Consider the following 15,153-nt stretch of genomic DNA (forward strand, 5'->3'; position numbering starts at 1 on the left):
ATGACTTCAGCGATTGCCCGTGGAATTGCCACGGTGACCCATGATGGCACTGTCCTCGACGTCTGGTACCCCGCCCCCAAGCTGGGCGAGCCCGTGACGGAAACCGGCACCACCCGCCTGGAGGAGGAAGACCCGCGCTTCTCCCACCTGGTCGGCCCCGACGAGGACCGCGGCGTGGCACGCGTCCCCGTCGAGACCCAGATTGCTGACATCAACGAGCCGGCGATCGACGCGTACGACGTGTACCTGCGCCTCCACCTGCTCTCCCACCGCCTGGTCAAGCCGCACGGTGCGAACATGGACGGCGTATTCGGCCTGCTCGCCAACGTGGTGTGGACCAACTACGGCCCCTGCGAGGTCTCCGACTTCCAGATGACCCGCGGCCGCCTCGCCGCCCGCGGCCCCGTCATCGTCTACTCCGTGGACAAGTTCCCCCGCATGGTCGACTACGTCGTCCCCGCTGGTGTGCGCATCGGCGACGCCGACCGCATCCGCCTCGGCGCCCACCTCGCCGAGGGCACCACCGTCATGCACGAGGGCTTTGTCAACTTCAACGCCGGCACGCTCGGCGCTTCCATGGTCGAGGGCCGCATCTCCGCCGGCGTGACCGTCGGCGACGGCACCGACATTGGCGGCGGTGCCTCCATCATGGGCACGTTGTCCGGAGGCGGCAAGGAAACCATCACGCTCGGCCAGCGCTGCCTCCTCGGAGCGAACGCGGGCATTGGCATTTCGCTTGGCGACGACTGCGTGGTCGAAGCCGGCCTCTACGTCACCGCCGGAGCCAAGGTCGTGCTCACCGCCGAGGTCGCCGAGGCGCTGGGCAAGGAAGCGGGTGCCACCATCAAGGCGCTCGAGCTCTCCGGCGCCAACGGCCTGCAGTTCCGCCGCAACTCCACTTCCGGAGCCATCGAGGTCGTTGCCGCAAAGGGCATCGAACTCAACGAGGCGCTGCACGCCAACTAGCTGAAACACCTCACTCCCCACCTGGCTTGTACGAGCAGGGCGGGGAGTTTTTTGTGCGCGCTACTCCCCCGCGTGCGGAGCGGTCGGCTTCGGCTTCGCAAACGCCCAGAGCTTGTTGATGATGAAGTTGACGGGGGTGGCGATGATCGTCGATAAGCCTTGGGCCCAGTACGACTTGGTGCGCAGGCCGGAGGAATCGTCGAAGATGTGGTCCGGCAACGCGATTGGCGAGGTCGGGTTCATAAACAGCGTCATGAAGGTCAGCGAGACAAGGAACGCGATCGCGCCCGTGGCGAGAAACGGGAAGAAGCCCGCGAACCAGTTGCGTTGCTCGATCTTGCGGAACGTCCAGGAGCGGTTGAGCTGGTAGTTCCAGACGTTGGCGATGACGAACGCCAACGTAGAGAGCAGGTGGTACCAGCGGATGTTGAACCGGGTGCCCGGGATGCTCATGAGCGCATCGGCCTCGTGAAGGTCCAACCCCGCCTCGAGCGATTTCTTCGCCACGTAAAAGATGGCGAGATTGACCACCACGCCGGAACCGCCGACGAGACCGAACTTGATAAATTCGCGCAGACCGTTCGCCATACGCTCGGTGGTTGCTGAGCTGCTCACGCTACCCGCGCCTCCTTCTTCCTGCCGAGACATTGTCCTGCGCCGTCTCCAGCGCCGCCGCGCCGATCGCCGGCTCCCGGCAGCGCGAAACGGCCACGTGCTAACCCATGTAGCTTAGTACGTGGCCGTATTGAGAAGAAAAACGCGCGCGGTGGATACGCAGTGTTTACGCCGCGGTGAGTCGCTGCGCGGCGGCGGCGATGCGCTCGTCCGTCGCGGTGAGACCGATGCGAACGTGGGCCTCACCGGCCGGTCCGTAGAAGTCGCCGGGCGCCGCCAGGATGCCACGCTCCGCGAGCCAGTCCAGCGTTTCGCGGGCCCCCATCCCGTCGCGGCGCGACCACAGGTACAGGCCGGCCTCGGAATGGTCGACCGTAAAGCCGGCCTTGAGCAACGCGGCCATGAGCGTTGCGCGTCGCTTGGCGTAGGTCGAGGCCTGGAGTTCCTCGTGGGTGTCGTCGTTAAGCGCGGCGCGCATGGCGTGCTGAATCGGGCCGGGCACCATGAGCCCGGAGTGCTTGCGCACAAACAGCAGCTCCTGGACCAGGTCCGTGTCACCCGCGATCCAGCCGGCGCGGTAGGAGGCCAGGTTGGAGGTCTTGGACAGCGAGTGCAGCGCCAGCAGGTTGGTCATGTCCTCGCTGCACACGCGCGGGTCGAGCACGCTCAGTGGCTCCGCAGACCACGGCAGGCCGAGGTAGCACTCGTCGGACGCGATGATCGCGCCGGTATCGCGCGAAAACTCAACCCACTCGCGCATCTCGGCCTCGCTGAGCACACGCCCCGAGGGATTCGACGGCGAGTTAATAAACACCAGCGCGGCGCCCTCGACGGGCGCGTCGGAGCGCACGGGTTCAGCGCCGGCGAGCAGCGCGCCGACCTCGTACGTGGGGTACGCGAGCTCCGGGATGACCACCTTCTGCCCCTGCAGGCCAAGCAGCGTGGGCAGCCACGCGATGGCTTCCTTGGTGCCAATCACCGGCAGGACCGAGCGCTCATCCAACCCGGTGACGGCGAAGCGGCGCGCCATCGCGCTCACGATCGCCTCGCGGAGGGCCGGGAGCCCAACGGTTTGCGGGTAGCCCGGCTCCGCCGCGTGCTCGACGAGCGCGAGCTGGATGGACGGCGCAACCTGGTCGACGGGGGTACCCACCGAGAGGTCGACGATGCCGTCCGGGTGGGCAGCCGCCTTCGCCTTCGCGTCCGCGATGGTGTCCCACGGGAACTCGGGCAGGCGCTCCCCCAGGGGCGTGCGACGAGGCTGTGCGGGCATGGTGGGCATGGTCGACACGGTCCTAGTCCTGGTTCTGGGGCGGCAGTGCCTCTACAAGCGGGTGGTCGTAGCCGGTCGGGCCGGTCTTCGCAGCGCCGCCCGGGGAGCCGAGCTTGTCAAAGAAGCCGACGTTGGCGTCGTAGTACTCCGCCCACTCGTCCGGGGTGTCGTCCTCGTAGAAGATGGCCTCGACGGGGCAAGCCGGCTCGCACGCGCCGCAGTCAACGCACTCGTCCGGGTGGATGTAGAGCATGCGCTTGCCTTCATAGATGCAGTCGACGGGGCACTCCTCGACGCAGCTGCGGTCCAGCACGTCCACGCATGGTTGAGCAATCACGTAAGTCATGCCGTCCAGTATGTCACTTCGCTCGGAGCATCGGGAAAACGCCACCCAAAATTCCGGCGAACAGCAGGAGCAACGTCAGAATATTATCCGGCACGAGCTGCGGGCCGCCAGCTGGAAGCACGAACATGAGGGCGAAAAACCCGCCCAGCCACACCGCCAGGGGTACGAAGGCGATCCACGCTCCACCGCGCGCCCACAACCGGGCGGTCCTGGTCAGCACCACATTGAACGCGAGCGCCACCAGCACCGTCGCGGGCACGGGGACGCTGCCCACGCGCGCGCCCAGGTAGACCACCTCAAGCAGCAGTGACACCAGCGCGCCGATGCCCAGCCACACCATCGCGGCGACGACCTCGCCGCGCGAGTAGTCCGTGCGCACGGCCGGCTCCGTCACCGAGCCAGACCCCCGAGCACCCCGTCCTCCGGGCGCTCAATCGGCACGCCCGCGCCAAGCTGGAAGTGCTCGTACGGCTGAATCGGCTGCACGATGAGGTTGGACAACGCGTAGTACACCACCGGCCCCTGCCCCACGACCGAGTGCGGGTTGGTGGCGCTGGTGCGCCCGTCCGCGATCCACAGCTGGGTGGCGTGCGCGCGCATCGCCGCCACCTTCGCGCTGTACGCGGTGTGGGAAAGCCGCACCGCGACGTCGGAATGCGCAACGCCGTCGAGCTCGCCGTCCTCCGGCAGCCGCCAGCCTTCCGGAGCCTCGGCGGGAAGCAGCGCGTTGGTCTCCTCCGCCAGCCGCACTGCCCACAGGATGCGCGGCACGCCAACCTGCTCGGCGGCCGCGTGCGCAATCTCGTGCGCGCGGATGTGGTCGGGGTGCCCGTACCCACCGTCCGGTCCGTAGGTCAGCACCAGGTGCGGCCGCTCGGCCTCGAGCAGGGCAGCAAGCTTATCGACGCTCCCCTGCCCCCCATGCACAAACGCCCGCGGATTCTCGTGCGCCTTGGACCCGGCCATCCCGCTGTCCCGGTAGCAGCCCGCGCCGCCGAGGAGCGCGCCGCGCACTCCCATCGCCGCGAGCGACTCCTGCAGCTCCCGGATCCGGAAGCCCCCGAGCTGGTCGGCGTGGTCCACGGTGAGCTGCTGGTAGGGCTCGCCGATGACCTCGCCTTCCTCACCCAGCGTGCAGGTCACCACAAGCACGTCCGCCCCGCGGGCCGCCAGGTCCGCGAGCGTGCCGCCCATCGTGATCGCCTCGTCGTCCGGGTGTGCGTGGACCGCCACCACGCGGTAGCCGGCGAGGTCCCTGTTGGTGGTGTGCATTGTCTACTCCTTGCGTTGAATTGGTTTGGGCGGCGTGCGCTGCTCGGCTGCTACTCAGTGCCGGTGAGCGTCCACTGCGCGGCGCTCGACAGGCCTTGGTTCCATCGTTGCAGGTCCGCGTCGGGGCCGTCGATTGTAGTCCCGAGCGCCAGGATGCGGCGCTCCCGCACCACCGGCACCCAGAGCACCTCCTGCTGCTCGATGTCGGCGACGCGCCGCGCCGCCTCGCCTTGGCCCACCTCGCCGGAAAGGATGGCGCTGGCCAGTAGCTGGTTTTCCTGCGTGCACAGCCCGGAAACGTTCTCCTCCAGGTACTTGCCTGTAGGGCAGGCCACGCGCCCGGCCAGCTGGGTGGTGGTCCCCGCGTCGTACCGCCACCCCACCAGCACGTCAACGTTGCCATCGGGCATGCTGCTGGACAGCAGCGACGCGGTATCGGTGGACACGACGCTCGCGCGCACTCCGCGGCCGTTGAGGATGTCCGCGAGCGAGCGCGCCGCGGCGGACGCGGCCGTGTCGGAGGCGTCCACGCCGATGCGCAGCGGCCGGTACTTCTCCACGAACTGTTGCAGCCGCACAGGCTCGCCTTCCAGGGGCGGGGTAGGCTCGGCTGGGTCCAGGTCCGCGGAGCGGCCGGCGCTGATGGGGGCGAGCAGTGGAACGTCGATAAGCGAGCGAAGCTCCTCGCGCATCCCGCGGGACAGGCCCGAGGTCACTGACACGTTCACGCCCAGCGTGCGCGGGGTGCTGATCAGGCGCGTCTGCGTTGATGGCAGCAGGTCGAGCACACGCGACGACGTCTCCTGCGGCGTCTTGTCCAGGAACGCGAGCTGGCCCGCGCGCAGCTGGTCCGCAACCTGGGTGGTCGTGCGCACCTCCTGGAGGTTAATGATGTCAATCTGCGCGGGCGACTCGCCCCAAAACCTGTCGTTGCGGTTGAGCGTGACGGTGCCGCGGCCGCGGTCCACCTCACGCACCATGTAGCGGCCGGCCGACGCCGGGATCGTGTCGTGCAGCGCCGCGCGGAAGTCCGACGCGTCCGCCGCGAAGAGGTGCGCGGGAAGCAGGTGCTGGAACAGGCTCTGCCACTGCCCCACCGGGCGGGCGAAGTCCACGTCGACGACCTTTCCGCCGTCGCCGCTGACGCGCACGCCCACGATCGCGTCGTAGCCTTCCGCGTCGATCGCGCCCGGGGTGTGCGACATCCCGCGCCACAGGTAGGCGAAGTCAGCGCCGGTAATCGGCGTGCCGTCGGACCACTGCGCCTCCGGCGCGATGACGTAGCGCACCGTCATGGCGTAGCTCGAGGTGGGCAGCCGCGTCGCCGCGACGAGCAGCTCGTCGTTGCGGACGCCGTCCACAAACGCGCTGGGCAGGACGAGGTTGGCGATGCTGCGCACCGTCGCGGACTCGTCGGCGCGCAGGTGCGGGTTCAGGCCGTTGCGCAGCGCGTCCGTGCCGACCGTGATCTGGGTCCGCTCGGGGCCTTGCGAGGGCCTGCTCGTCGACGTCTCCTCGTCCGGCTCCGCGGCGCCGTCACCAGCATCGTTGGCGCTGGTGTCGCCGCCGGGGACGTCCTGCACCTCGGCGGGGTCCACTAGCGGCGGCGGACCGGGGTTGGCGGCGCACCCGGCACTCCCCGCGAGCAGCAGCGCTGCGCCGAACGCGGCACACCACCTGCGTGCGGGGACGTGCATGGGGAGACCGCTTACTTGTTCTTTGCCTTCGCGCGGGAACGTGCGCGGCCGCGCTCGGTGGCGTCGAGGATGATCTTGCGCACGCGCATGGCCTCCGGGGCAACCTCGACGCACTCGTCGTCGTCACAGAACTCGATGGCCTCGTCCAGGGACAGGGTGCGCGCCTTCGCCAGGGTGACGGTCGCGTCCGCGGTGGCGGAGCGCATGTTGGTCAGCTTCTTTTCCTTAGTGATGTTGACGTCCATGTCCTCGTCGCGGTTGTTCGCGCCGACGACCATGCCCTCGTACGCCTCGGCGCCCGGCTCGACGAAGAAGTCGCCACGGTCCGCGAGGTTCTGCAGCGCGTACGCGGTGACCTGGCCGGAGCGATCAGCCACGAGCGAGCCGGTCGGGCGGCCCTTGATCTCGCCAGCCCACTGGCGGTGCTCGATGGAGTACGAGTTGGCAATGCCTGCACCGCGGGTCTCGGTGAGGAAGGTGGTGCGGAAGCCGATGAGGCCGCGCGACGGCACGTCGAACTCCATGCGGACCCAGTCGCCGGAACCGGCATTGCCCATGGTGGTCATCTGGCCCTTGCGGTTGGCCATGAGCTGGGTGACGGCACCCTGGTGCTCGGACGGGACGTCAATGATCATGTGGTCGTACGGCTCGTAGGTCTTACCGTCGACCTCCTTGGTCACCACCTGCGGCTTGCCCACGGTGAGCTCGAAGCCCTCGCGGCGCATCGTCTCAATGAGCACGGTCAGCGCCATCTCGCCACGGCCCTGGACCTCCCAGGCGTCCGGGCGCTCGGTCGGCAGCACCTTGATGGAGACGTTACCGATGAGCTCCTGATCCAGGCGGGCCTTGACCATACGCGCGGTGAGCTTGTCGCCGCCGTTACGGCCGGCCATCGGGGAGGTGTTCACGCCGATGGTCATGGAGATCGCCGGGTCATCGATCTTGATGCGCGGCAGCGGCTCGACGTGCTCCGGGTCGCACAGCGTATCGCCGATCATGATCTCGTCGATACCGGAGACCGCGGCGATGTCGCCCGCAACCACGTCGTCGGTCGCCGGGACGCGGTCGAGCCCCTCGGTGACCAGCAGCTCGGCGATCTTCACGTTCTTCACGTGCTGCTCACCCTCGGCGTCGTAGTGGACCCACGCGACGGTGTCGCCCTTCTTCACGGTGCCCTTGTACACGCGGATCAGCGCGATACGGCCGAGGAAGGAGGAGGAGTCCAGGTTGGTCACCTGGGCCTGCAGCGGCGCGTCGATCTCGGCGGACGGCTCCGGCAGGGTGTCGTAAATGACGTCGAAGAGCGGCTGGAGGTCCTCATTCTCCGGGACATTGCCGTTGCCCGGGTTCTCCAGCGACGCGCGGCCCTCGCGGCCGGAGGCGTAGAGCACCGGCAACTCGAGCAGGTTCTCGGCGGCCTCTGCGGCCTCCGGGTCTTCCAGGGACGCGCCGAGCTCGAGGAGAAGGTCCTGTGCTTCCTCCACGACTTCGTCGATACGCGCGTCCGGGCGGTCGGTCTTGTTCACGCAGATGATCACCGGCTTCTTGGCCTCGAGGGCCTTGCCAAGCACGAAGCGGGTCTGCGGGAGGGGGCCCTCGGAGGCGTCGATAAGCAGCACCACGCCGTCCACCATGGACAGGCCGCGCTCGACCTCGCCGCCGAAGTCGGCGTGGCCCGGGGTGTCGATAACGTTGATGACCAGGTCGCGGCCGTCCTTGCCCTTGCCCTTACGGCGAATCGCCGTGTTCTTGGCCAGGATGGTGATGCCACGCTCGGATTCAAGCTCGCCGGAGTCCATCACACGGTCGCCATGCTCGCCGTGGTCGCCGAACACACCGGACTGCTCCAGCATGCCGTTCACCAGGGTGGTCTTGCCGTGGTCAACGTGGGCGACGATGGCGACGTTACGAAATTCAGGATGCGACACTGATCCGGTGCTCCTTATACATAGGCGGTAGAACGCTTAAACCTTACCCCTGCCGCGCCCAACTCGCACGTTTGGAGCATTTCGCTTATCGACGCCCCTCCACCCCACCTTGACAGTGTGACAAAAGTGACTACTGTTGCTGTAGTTGCGCAAGGTGCGGGTGTGTTGCGCGCGTTCGTGCGCGCCAGACCCCGCGTCGAGCCCCCAGCCCCGAGACCCCGAAGGAAGACGTCACCGCCGTGCGAACCACCGCCATCGCCGCTGCTAGCGCACTTGCCGCCGCCACGCTCGCCGTCGCCCCGGCCGCGCACGCCGCTCCCTCCGCGGGGCCCGTCACCGTCGGCTCCACGACGTCCTCCAACCCGCTCGACACGCTGGGCCGCCCGAACGACGAGACCATTGCGCGCGTCGAGGCGTTTGCCAGCCAGCCGTTCGTCCCCGCTGACGCGGCCAACCTGCTGCGCACCGCCCTCGCCTTCTACGCCGGGCAAGGCGAGCTCGGCGGCCCCGAGCTGCCGCAGGACGCGCCCGCGTTCACGCAGTTCGCCTGGCCGACCGTCTCCTCCAACTGCATCGGCCCTGGTATGCACTCCACTGCTTCCGCGCTCGTGGTCCCCGGCCCCGCCACGAGCCCCCAGCCTGGCGCCGCCGCGGGCGAGGCCACATTCGTCTTCACGGCGCTCGGCACGCCGGCGGCAGCGCAGGACCAGGGCCTCATGAATGCGTACTGGATCAACCTCGACAATTTCCGCACCGGTGTAACGCCGTTGGGCAACCACGGGATAAACCCGACAGGACCGACCACCTTGTCCGGCACCGCCGCGACAGGCGCCGGCCGCGTCCTGGCAGTCATTGACGGCAGTGCCCGCACCGCCGACAACGTCTGCAAGTTCGCCCCCACCGCAGCTAGTTTCCACGTGAGGTAGTAACCATGAGCGCCGACCTTCACCCCGTGAAGCAGGAAAGCTTCGACACCACGTCGAACACCAACACCGACCCGAAGGGCTTCCTCCGCGAGGTGGACACGTACAAGGTGACGGACTTCGGCCTCTACATGGCCCGCGGCGCGAACCACCCCCGCTTCGGCTACCTGGAGAGTTGGCTGCTGCCCGAGCTTGGTCTGCGCGCCAACATCTTCCACTTCCGCGAGGGCGCGGAGAAGGAGCAAGACTTCTACTTCGACGTCGCGGACATTGACGTTGACGGCGACGTCTGGCGCACCCGCGACCTCTACGTCGACCTTGTGTCGCTGACCGGCAACCCGATCGACGTCGTGGACATCGACGAGCTCGCCGCCGCCTGCTCCGCCGGCCTCATCACCGCCGAAGAAGCCGAAAAGGCGATCGACGTCACCCTTCGCGCGGTCGAGGGCATCACTCGCCACGACGACGACGCGATGGAGTGGCTCCGCGCCCTCGGCATCGAGCTCACCTGGGCCGACGAGGTCGAGCTCACACCGGCCGGCTAAACGCGCCGCACCTCCACGTCCACCGGAACGCAGGCGAGCTGCGCCTCCTGCGCGGCCCACATGTCCCAAAACTCGGCGTAGTACGGGTCGCGTGCAAGCGCCCGCCGCTTGCGCAAGCTATCGTCGGCGCTCACCCGCAGCGTGTCCACGCTGCCCCGCGCCCGGGCCTTGCCTATCGACGCCCACGTGACCGCCCCCACCCCCTCCACAATCACATCCGCTCGCGGGTCAAGGGGCACCCACTCCCCTCGCCTGTCGCGCTCCCAGTCCCACCGCCAGTATCCGGGCGCGAACGGGTCGAGCACGTCGCGGGCCACCATCGCCGCCCCCTCCGCGAGGCCCGACCAGCCGGGATAAAAGTCGTCCAGGTGCACCACGCGGATGCCGAGCGCGGCGCCAATCTGGTTGGCCAGCGAGGTCTTTCCGGCGCCGGAGGGGCCGTCGATAAGCAGCGTGTACGGCACTTAGCCCACCGCCCACACCGGGCGAAACTCCCCCGTCGCCCAAGCCGCGCCGAGCGCGACGGCGGCGAGCGCCACGCACACCGCCAGCACCACCCAGTCGCGAGCATGCATCTTCGACTCTCGAGCCCACGTGCGCGTCCCCGACCGCCCAAACGCACGCGCCTCCATGGCGGTGGCGAGCTTGCCGGCGCGGCGCAACGACATCACGAGCAAGCCGAAGGCGAGCGAGAACGCGTAGCGCACCCGGTTCATGTCCGCGATCCCGCGCGAGCGCCGCGCGCGTCGCATCGCCTCCACGTCCTCGCGCAGCAGCGTGAGCATGCGCAGCGCGGCGACCGACCCCAGCACAAACCGCGCCGGCAGGCGCAGCACCTGGGCAAGCCCGTCGCCAAGATCCGTCGGATCCACGTCGGCGGAGAGCACCACCACCGGCAGCGCCACCGCCAGCACGCGCAACGTAATCGCCCACGCCAGCGACACCGACAGCTCCGAGACCTGGATCAGCCCGTAGTCCAGGTAGACCTCGCCGCCCGACTGGCCGTACAGCGCCATCGGGATGCCGGCGAGCGGCGCCAGCAACAGAAGCGGCCAGGCGCGGCGCGCGAACCTGCCGTAGCCCACCCCGCACAGCGGCGCGAGCAGGAGCGTCGCCACGATGGCGACGGTCGCGGAGACCCAGTCGATGCTCACCAACAGCGGCGTTGTCAGCAGCGCAAGGCCCAGGATGCGTGTGACCGGGTTCATCCCCTCGAGCAGGTTCACGATGCAGCCTCCAACCGGATGATGTGGTCGCCGAGCGAGTCGATGAACACCTCGTCGTGCGTAATCGACACCACCGTCACGCCCACCTCGGTGAGCTCGCGGATCAGGCGCGCCAGCTCGGCGAAGGTGCGGTCGTCTTGGCCGAACGTGGGCTCGTCGAAAAGCACGAGGCTCGGCGCGTTGACCAGTGCGGTCGCGACCGACAGCCGGCGCTTCTCCCCACCCGAGAGGGTGAACGGGTTCGCGCCGACGAGGTGCGAAAGGCGCAGCCTCCGCAGCAGTTCGTCGATGCGTTCCTGCGTCGCGCCGGACAGCGCCATCTCCTCGCGCACCGTCGAGGTGACAAATTGGTGCTCCGGTTCCTGGAAGACGAATCCGATGCGCTCGGCGAGCTGCGCCGACTTCCAGCGGATCGCCGGCGTGGTCAGCCCACGGGTAATCGAGTCCGCGTAGATGATCTCGCCCGCCTTCGGCGCGTCCAGGCCCGCCAGCACGTGCGCGAGCGTCGTCTTGCCCGCGCCGTTCGGCCCCGTGATCACGGTCGACGCACCCTCGGGGATGGTCAGGTCGCGCGGCGGCCCCACGCGCGTTTGCACACCGCGCGTCGTCAGCGCCGCGGGGGTTCCGCTCGGCACACGGCGCGCAGGCGGCAGCTGCGGGGCGCCGGGCAGCTTCTCGACGCCCACCTCATCCACCCCCTCCGCGCCCAGCCGCACCGCGCGCGTCGCCAGGTGGGCCCACGGCCGCGGGCGGTGCTCCACGACGATGAGCGTGGCGCCGGTGTCGTTGCACACGCGCTCCACCGCCGCGATGACCTCGTCGCGGCCCGCGGGGTCCAGGTTGGCGGTCGGCTCGTCGAGGATGAGGATGTCCGCCCCCATCGCGAGCACGCCGGCGAGCGCGAGCCGCTGCTTCTGCCCGCCGGAGAGGTGCGCGGTGTTGTGATCCAGCGGCACGTCGAGGCCCACGGCGTCGAGGGAGGCGCGCACGCGCTGCCAGATCTCCTCGCGCGGCACGCCAAGGTTCTCCGCGCCGAAGGCGACGTCGTCACCCACGCGGGTGAGGATGGTCTGCGCCTCCGGGTCCTGCATCACCATGCCGACCGTACCGTCGACGCTGAGCGTGCCGGTGCTGTGGCCGTCCTCGTCGTCGCCTCCCGCCAGACCGGCGAGCACGGCAAGCAGCGTGGACTTCCCGGAGCCGGAATCGCCGGTGAGGATGACGCGCTCACCGCGCTCGACGCGCAGGTCCACGCCGGTAAACGCGGGCTCGGCGCGGGTGGCGTACTGGTAGCTCAGGCCCTCGGCCAGGATCGCGGGCATCTAGCGGCCCGGGTTCGGCGTGCCTGCCTGTGCGCGCAGCCGTTCACGGCCCGCACCGAAGCGGTCCAGCGCACCGGTCTTCGCCAGCGCCTTGACCAGGACGAAGCCGAGCAGGCCCGCGAGCACCGCGCCGGAGATGGCCGTGCACACGAGGTAGATCAGGTTGTAGCTCAGGCTCATCGCCAGGTTCCCGGAGGTGAACAGCTCGAGCACGAACGCGCCCACGCCCGCGCCGATGCCGGAGAGCACCGCGACGTCCAGCGAGAAGCGCTTGTACATAAAGATGAGGAAGATGAGCTCCGCGCCGAAGCCCTGGGCAAGTCCGGAGTACACGGTCTCGATCGCCCACTGACTGCCCAGCAGCGCGGAGACCGACGCCGCGAGCACCTCCACGAACACGGCCGCGCCCGGCTTGCGGATGATAAGCCCGCCCAGCACGCCGCCGATCAGCCAGATGCCAGTGAACAGGCCGCCGAGGCCGGGGGTGACGGCGTCGATAGCCTTGTAGCCCGCGTAGCCCACACCGTTCCACAGCACGAACAGCAGGCCGCAGGCCACGCCGAGGACGGCGGCGGTGACAATGTCGATCACGCGCCAGGAGTTGGATTTCGGTGCCGCAGTCATGCGAATCTTCCTTCCTTATCGCCGGTATTACCCGGATCAGGTTCGACGGTTTACCGCGTAACGCGGAATCTCAGCCAGGCGCTCGCGCCCAGCTCCCGTGTAGTGCATCATCAGCGTACCCGAGCACATCGGGGCCGCCGGAACCGCCCGAATCGTGCGGAGTGGGCGGGGCGGGTGATCGTCGATAAGCTTGGAGCGCTGTCAACAGAAAGGTAAGAAGATGGCTGGTGGACTCCTCGCACTGCTTGACGACGTCGCGCTGATCGCGCGCACCGCCGCGGCATCAACAGACGACGTGGCCGCAATGACCGCGAAAACCTCGAGCAAGGCGGTCGGCGTCATCATCGACGACGCCGCCGTGACCCCGCAGTACGTCTCCGGCGTCACGCCCGCGCGCGAGCTGCCGATGATCTGGAAGATCACCAAGGGCTCGCTGCGCAACAAGCTGCTCATCATCCTGCCGATCGCGCTGCTGCTCAACGCGGTCGCGCCGTGGGCGCTCGTGCCGCTGCTCATGGTCGGCGGCACCTACCTCTGCTTCGAGGGCGCCGAAAAGATCGTGCACAAGCTCACCGCCGACGACAAGGCCGAGCAGGAGCGCGCCGCGAACAAGTCGGCTGCGGACGAAGACTCGCTGGTGAAGTCCGCCATTACGACAGACCTCATCCTCAGCGCCGAGATCATGATCATCTCGCTCGATGAGGTCGCCGACCAGCCCATCTGGATGGAAGCTGCCGTCCTCATCGCGGTGGGCATCTTCCTCACCGTGCTGGTCTACGGCGCCGTTGCGCTGCTGGTGAAAGTCGACGACATCGGCCACGGCATGATCGAACGCGGCCGCACGCCAGGACTCGGCCGCGCGCTGGTCAAGGGCATGCCGTACGTGCTCGCCGCAATCGGCATCATCGGCACCGTCGCCATGCTGTGGGTCGGCGGACACCTGATCATCCGCGGCTTCCACGAGGTCTTCGGCTGGCACTGGCCGCACGACCTCATCGAGCGCGGCGTCGAGGCCGTCGGCGGCGGCGCGCTCGGCTGGCTCGTCGACACCGGCATCTCCCTGGTCACCGGCCTCATCGTGGGTCTCATCGTGCTGGCCATTGTCTCCGGCGTGAAGAAGGTGCTGCCGTCTCGCGACAAGGAAGCGGGGCACCAGGCCGCGTAGTGTGTCGGAGCGCCTAAAGTAAACGGCAACGAACGACACAAGCCGAAGGAGGCCAAGGCCGTGGGACTCCAGCGCTACCCCCTCTCCCCCGCTATCTGGGGCGCGGGCGAAGAGATCCGGCTCACCCACGTGGTGCAGGCCGCGCTCTTCACCGACTTCGAAGCCAACCGCGCCACCTCGTACATCGACGTCGACCTCGAGGCGAACCCGCTGACCGGGTCGTGGCGCGTCCGCTACAACGGCGCAGTGATCGGCACCGTCCCCGCCGAGGACCGCGCCCGCTTCCCCGACATCGAGCGCGTGCACAAGTCGCTGCTCCGCCCGGGCACGACCGCAGAGCTGCGGTTCAACGCCGCCACCGGCCAGTTCGACGTGGCCGTGATCCTGCCTCCCACCCAGCTCGCCGTGCCACGCAACGACACCCCGGCCGGCGCGTGGGTCCTCCCGCCCGGCGACATGATGGTCATCGACACCGCCGCGGGCGAGTTCTCCGCCGAGGAGCTGGAGATGCTCTCCCCCGGCCAGTGGCTCGTGGCCCTGCACCGCATCGCCGACACCGTCGTCGCGGTCTACGACGGCCGCGTGCTCGGCGGCTTCACCGGCGACGACGCGCTCGACCTCGTCGAGTTCGTCGAAGAAGCCACGGCCCTCGGCGCCCCAGAGGTCTACGCCAGGACAGTGCTTATCGACGCCATGGCCGCCCTCGACGTCGCTTCACCGGGCGAAGGGCCCGTACTCGTCCCCGCGCTGAGCGTCCCCGACTCGCGCCCGCGCCGCCCCTGGTCCGTGGTCGACTTCCCCGACGGCTCGTGGGCTGTCACCGTGGAGCACGACTACGCGACGGACCCAGACGAGGAGGTCAAGCCACTGCACACGGCGCGCTACGTCTCGCTCACCGGCGGCGACCGTCCGGCCGAGATGGCGGCGCCGACGGAGATTTTCGGCATCGTCGATGACACTCCCGCCCCCGACCCGGAACCGGAACCAGCACCAGCGCCAGCACCGGAACCGGACCCCACGCCAACCGAATCGTTCGCGGACCTGCACAGCGCGCGGCTCGCGGGGTTCGCGCCCCAGCACTCGTGGAGCGGCGCGGGCGACTATCTCACCGAAGTGGAGAAGGTGCAGCTGCGCCGCCAGCAGCGCGCGCAGGCGGCGTCGGGGCTCGAGACCGAGGGGCACCACCGCGCCCCCGACCGCACGCTGCAGCATTTCATAGCAGAGCGCGACGGAGTCACGCCGGCAGACTAG

General features: G+C 68.8%; 16 protein-coding genes. 5 read left to right on the forward strand and 11 right to left on the reverse strand.

The genetic code is table 11. From position 1 onward, the window contains the following. Positions 1-966, forward strand: coding sequence for a 2,3,4,5-tetrahydropyridine-2,6-dicarboxylate N-succinyltransferase (gene dapD / locus FPH17_RS03740; RefSeq protein WP_154878739.1), 966 nt, complete (start codon positions 1-3; stop codon positions 964-966). A gap of 60 nt (positions 967-1,026) precedes the next feature. Here the strand turns inward: dapD and FPH17_RS03745 are convergent, their stop codons facing one another. The 7 genes from FPH17_RS03745 to typA all read right to left on the reverse strand — a co-directional run bounded on the left by FPH17_RS03745 (position 1,027) and on the right by typA (position 8,097). After that, the gene (locus tag FPH17_RS03745) at positions 1,027-1,554 is read right to left on the reverse strand and encodes a GtrA family protein (RefSeq protein WP_154878852.1); all 528 of its coding nucleotides are present in this window, start codon (positions 1,552-1,554) and stop codon (positions 1,027-1,029) included. Positions 1,555-1,747: 193 nt separating this feature from the next. Further along, positions 1,748-2,854, reverse strand: a complete 1,107-nt coding sequence (dapC, locus tag FPH17_RS03750; protein ID WP_154878853.1) for a succinyldiaminopimelate transaminase — start codon at positions 2,852-2,854, stop codon at positions 1,748-1,750. Between the two features lie 22 nt (positions 2,855-2,876). Next, positions 2,877-3,200, reverse strand: coding sequence for a ferredoxin (gene fdxA, locus FPH17_RS03755; protein WP_154878740.1), 324 nt, complete (start codon positions 3,198-3,200; stop codon positions 2,877-2,879). A gap of 13 nt (positions 3,201-3,213) precedes the next feature. Continuing rightward, positions 3,214-3,579: a hypothetical protein gene (locus FPH17_RS03760; protein WP_095276197.1), complete on the reverse strand. Its 366-nt coding sequence runs from the start codon at positions 3,577-3,579 to the stop codon at positions 3,214-3,216. A gap of 11 nt (positions 3,580-3,590) precedes the next feature. Further along, positions 3,591-4,472, reverse strand: a complete 882-nt coding sequence (gene mshB / locus FPH17_RS03765; RefSeq protein WP_154878741.1) for an N-acetyl-1-D-myo-inositol-2-amino-2-deoxy-alpha-D-glucopyranoside deacetylase — start codon at positions 4,470-4,472, stop codon at positions 3,591-3,593. Positions 4,473-4,522: 50 nt separating this feature from the next. Continuing rightward, positions 4,523-6,169 (reverse strand): ABC transporter family substrate-binding protein, encoded by a 1,647-nt coding sequence (locus FPH17_RS03770; RefSeq protein ID WP_154878742.1) that lies wholly within the window; start codon positions 6,167-6,169, stop codon positions 4,523-4,525. A gap of 11 nt (positions 6,170-6,180) precedes the next feature. Further along, entirely contained in the window at positions 6,181-8,097 is a 1,917-nt protein-coding gene (gene typA, locus FPH17_RS03775; RefSeq protein ID WP_095275818.1) for a translational GTPase TypA, read from the reverse strand. 239 nt (positions 8,098-8,336) lie between these two features. On the opposite strand from typA, the gene FPH17_RS03780 reads away from it, so the two are divergent. Continuing rightward, positions 8,337-9,023, forward strand: a complete 687-nt coding sequence (locus FPH17_RS03780) for an Rv1157c family protein (protein ID WP_095275816.1) — start codon at positions 8,337-8,339, stop codon at positions 9,021-9,023. Positions 9,024-9,028: 5 nt separating this feature from the next. Next, the gene (locus FPH17_RS03785; protein ID WP_095275813.1) at positions 9,029-9,565 is read left to right on the forward strand and encodes a ribonuclease FAU-1 family protein; all 537 of its coding nucleotides are present in this window, start codon (positions 9,029-9,031) and stop codon (positions 9,563-9,565) included. Here the strand turns inward: FPH17_RS03785 and FPH17_RS03790 are convergent. The 4 genes from FPH17_RS03790 to FPH17_RS03805 are packed head-to-tail and all read right to left on the reverse strand — an operon-like array spanning position 9,562 to position 12,737. Beyond that, complete coding sequence (locus tag FPH17_RS03790; protein ID WP_154878743.1) at positions 9,562-10,029, reverse strand: nucleoside/nucleotide kinase family protein; 468 nt, start codon at positions 10,027-10,029, stop codon at positions 9,562-9,564. The genes FPH17_RS03785 and FPH17_RS03790 overlap by 4 nt on opposite strands. Next, positions 10,030-10,791 carry an energy-coupling factor transporter transmembrane component T family protein gene (locus FPH17_RS03795; protein ID WP_154878744.1) on the reverse strand — a complete coding sequence of 254 codons (762 nt, stop codon included), beginning with the start codon at positions 10,789-10,791 and terminating at the stop codon, positions 10,030-10,032. Next, the gene (locus FPH17_RS03800) at positions 10,788-12,113 is read right to left on the reverse strand and encodes an ABC transporter ATP-binding protein (protein WP_154878745.1); all 1,326 of its coding nucleotides are present in this window, start codon (positions 12,111-12,113) and stop codon (positions 10,788-10,790) included. The genes FPH17_RS03795 and FPH17_RS03800 overlap by 4 nt, the downstream gene beginning before the upstream one ends. Beyond that, the gene (locus FPH17_RS03805; RefSeq protein WP_154878746.1) at positions 12,114-12,737 is read right to left on the reverse strand and encodes an ECF transporter S component; all 624 of its coding nucleotides are present in this window, start codon (positions 12,735-12,737) and stop codon (positions 12,114-12,116) included. 220 nt (positions 12,738-12,957) lie between these two features. On the opposite strand from FPH17_RS03805, the gene FPH17_RS03810 reads away from it, so the two are divergent. After that, positions 12,958-13,902 (forward strand): DUF808 domain-containing protein, encoded by a 945-nt coding sequence (locus tag FPH17_RS03810; RefSeq protein ID WP_095537017.1) that lies wholly within the window; start codon positions 12,958-12,960, stop codon positions 13,900-13,902. 60 nt (positions 13,903-13,962) lie between these two features. Beyond that, on the forward strand, positions 13,963-15,153 hold the full coding sequence (locus FPH17_RS03815) for a hypothetical protein (RefSeq protein WP_154878747.1): 1,191 nt from the start codon (positions 13,963-13,965) through the stop codon (positions 15,151-15,153).

Origin of the sequence: Corynebacterium gottingense, from assembly GCF_007559235.1 — a bacterium.
Lineage (GTDB): Bacteria > Actinomycetota > Actinomycetes > Mycobacteriales > Mycobacteriaceae > Corynebacterium > Corynebacterium gottingense.

Bases quoted from the DNA above. Each gene is read 5' to 3' on its own strand.
- dapD (WP_154878739.1), top strand. From the start codon at position 1: ATGACTTCAGCGATTGCCCGTGGAATTGCCACGGTGACCCATGATGGC.
- FPH17_RS03745 (WP_154878852.1), bottom strand. From the start codon at position 1,554: ATGGCGAACGGTCTGCGCGAATTTATCAAGTTCGGTCTCGTCGGCGGT.
- dapC (WP_154878853.1), bottom strand. From the start codon at position 2,854: ATGCCCGCACAGCCTCGTCGCACGCCCCTGGGGGAGCGCCTGCCCGAG.
- fdxA (WP_154878740.1), bottom strand. From the start codon at position 3,200: ATGACTTACGTGATTGCTCAACCATGCGTGGACGTGCTGGACCGCAGC.
- mshB (WP_154878741.1), bottom strand. From the start codon at position 4,472: ATGCACACCACCAACAGGGACCTCGCCGGCTACCGCGTGGTGGCGGTC.
- FPH17_RS03770 (WP_154878742.1), bottom strand. From the start codon at position 6,169: ATGCACGTCCCCGCACGCAGGTGGTGTGCCGCGTTCGGCGCAGCGCTG.
- FPH17_RS03785 (WP_095275813.1), top strand. From the start codon at position 9,029: ATGAGCGCCGACCTTCACCCCGTGAAGCAGGAAAGCTTCGACACCACG.
- FPH17_RS03800 (WP_154878745.1), bottom strand. From the start codon at position 12,113: ATGCCCGCGATCCTGGCCGAGGGCCTGAGCTACCAGTACGCCACCCGC.
- FPH17_RS03805 (WP_154878746.1), bottom strand. From the start codon at position 12,737: ATGACTGCGGCACCGAAATCCAACTCCTGGCGCGTGATCGACATTGTC.
- FPH17_RS03810 (WP_095537017.1), top strand. From the start codon at position 12,958: ATGGCTGGTGGACTCCTCGCACTGCTTGACGACGTCGCGCTGATCGCG.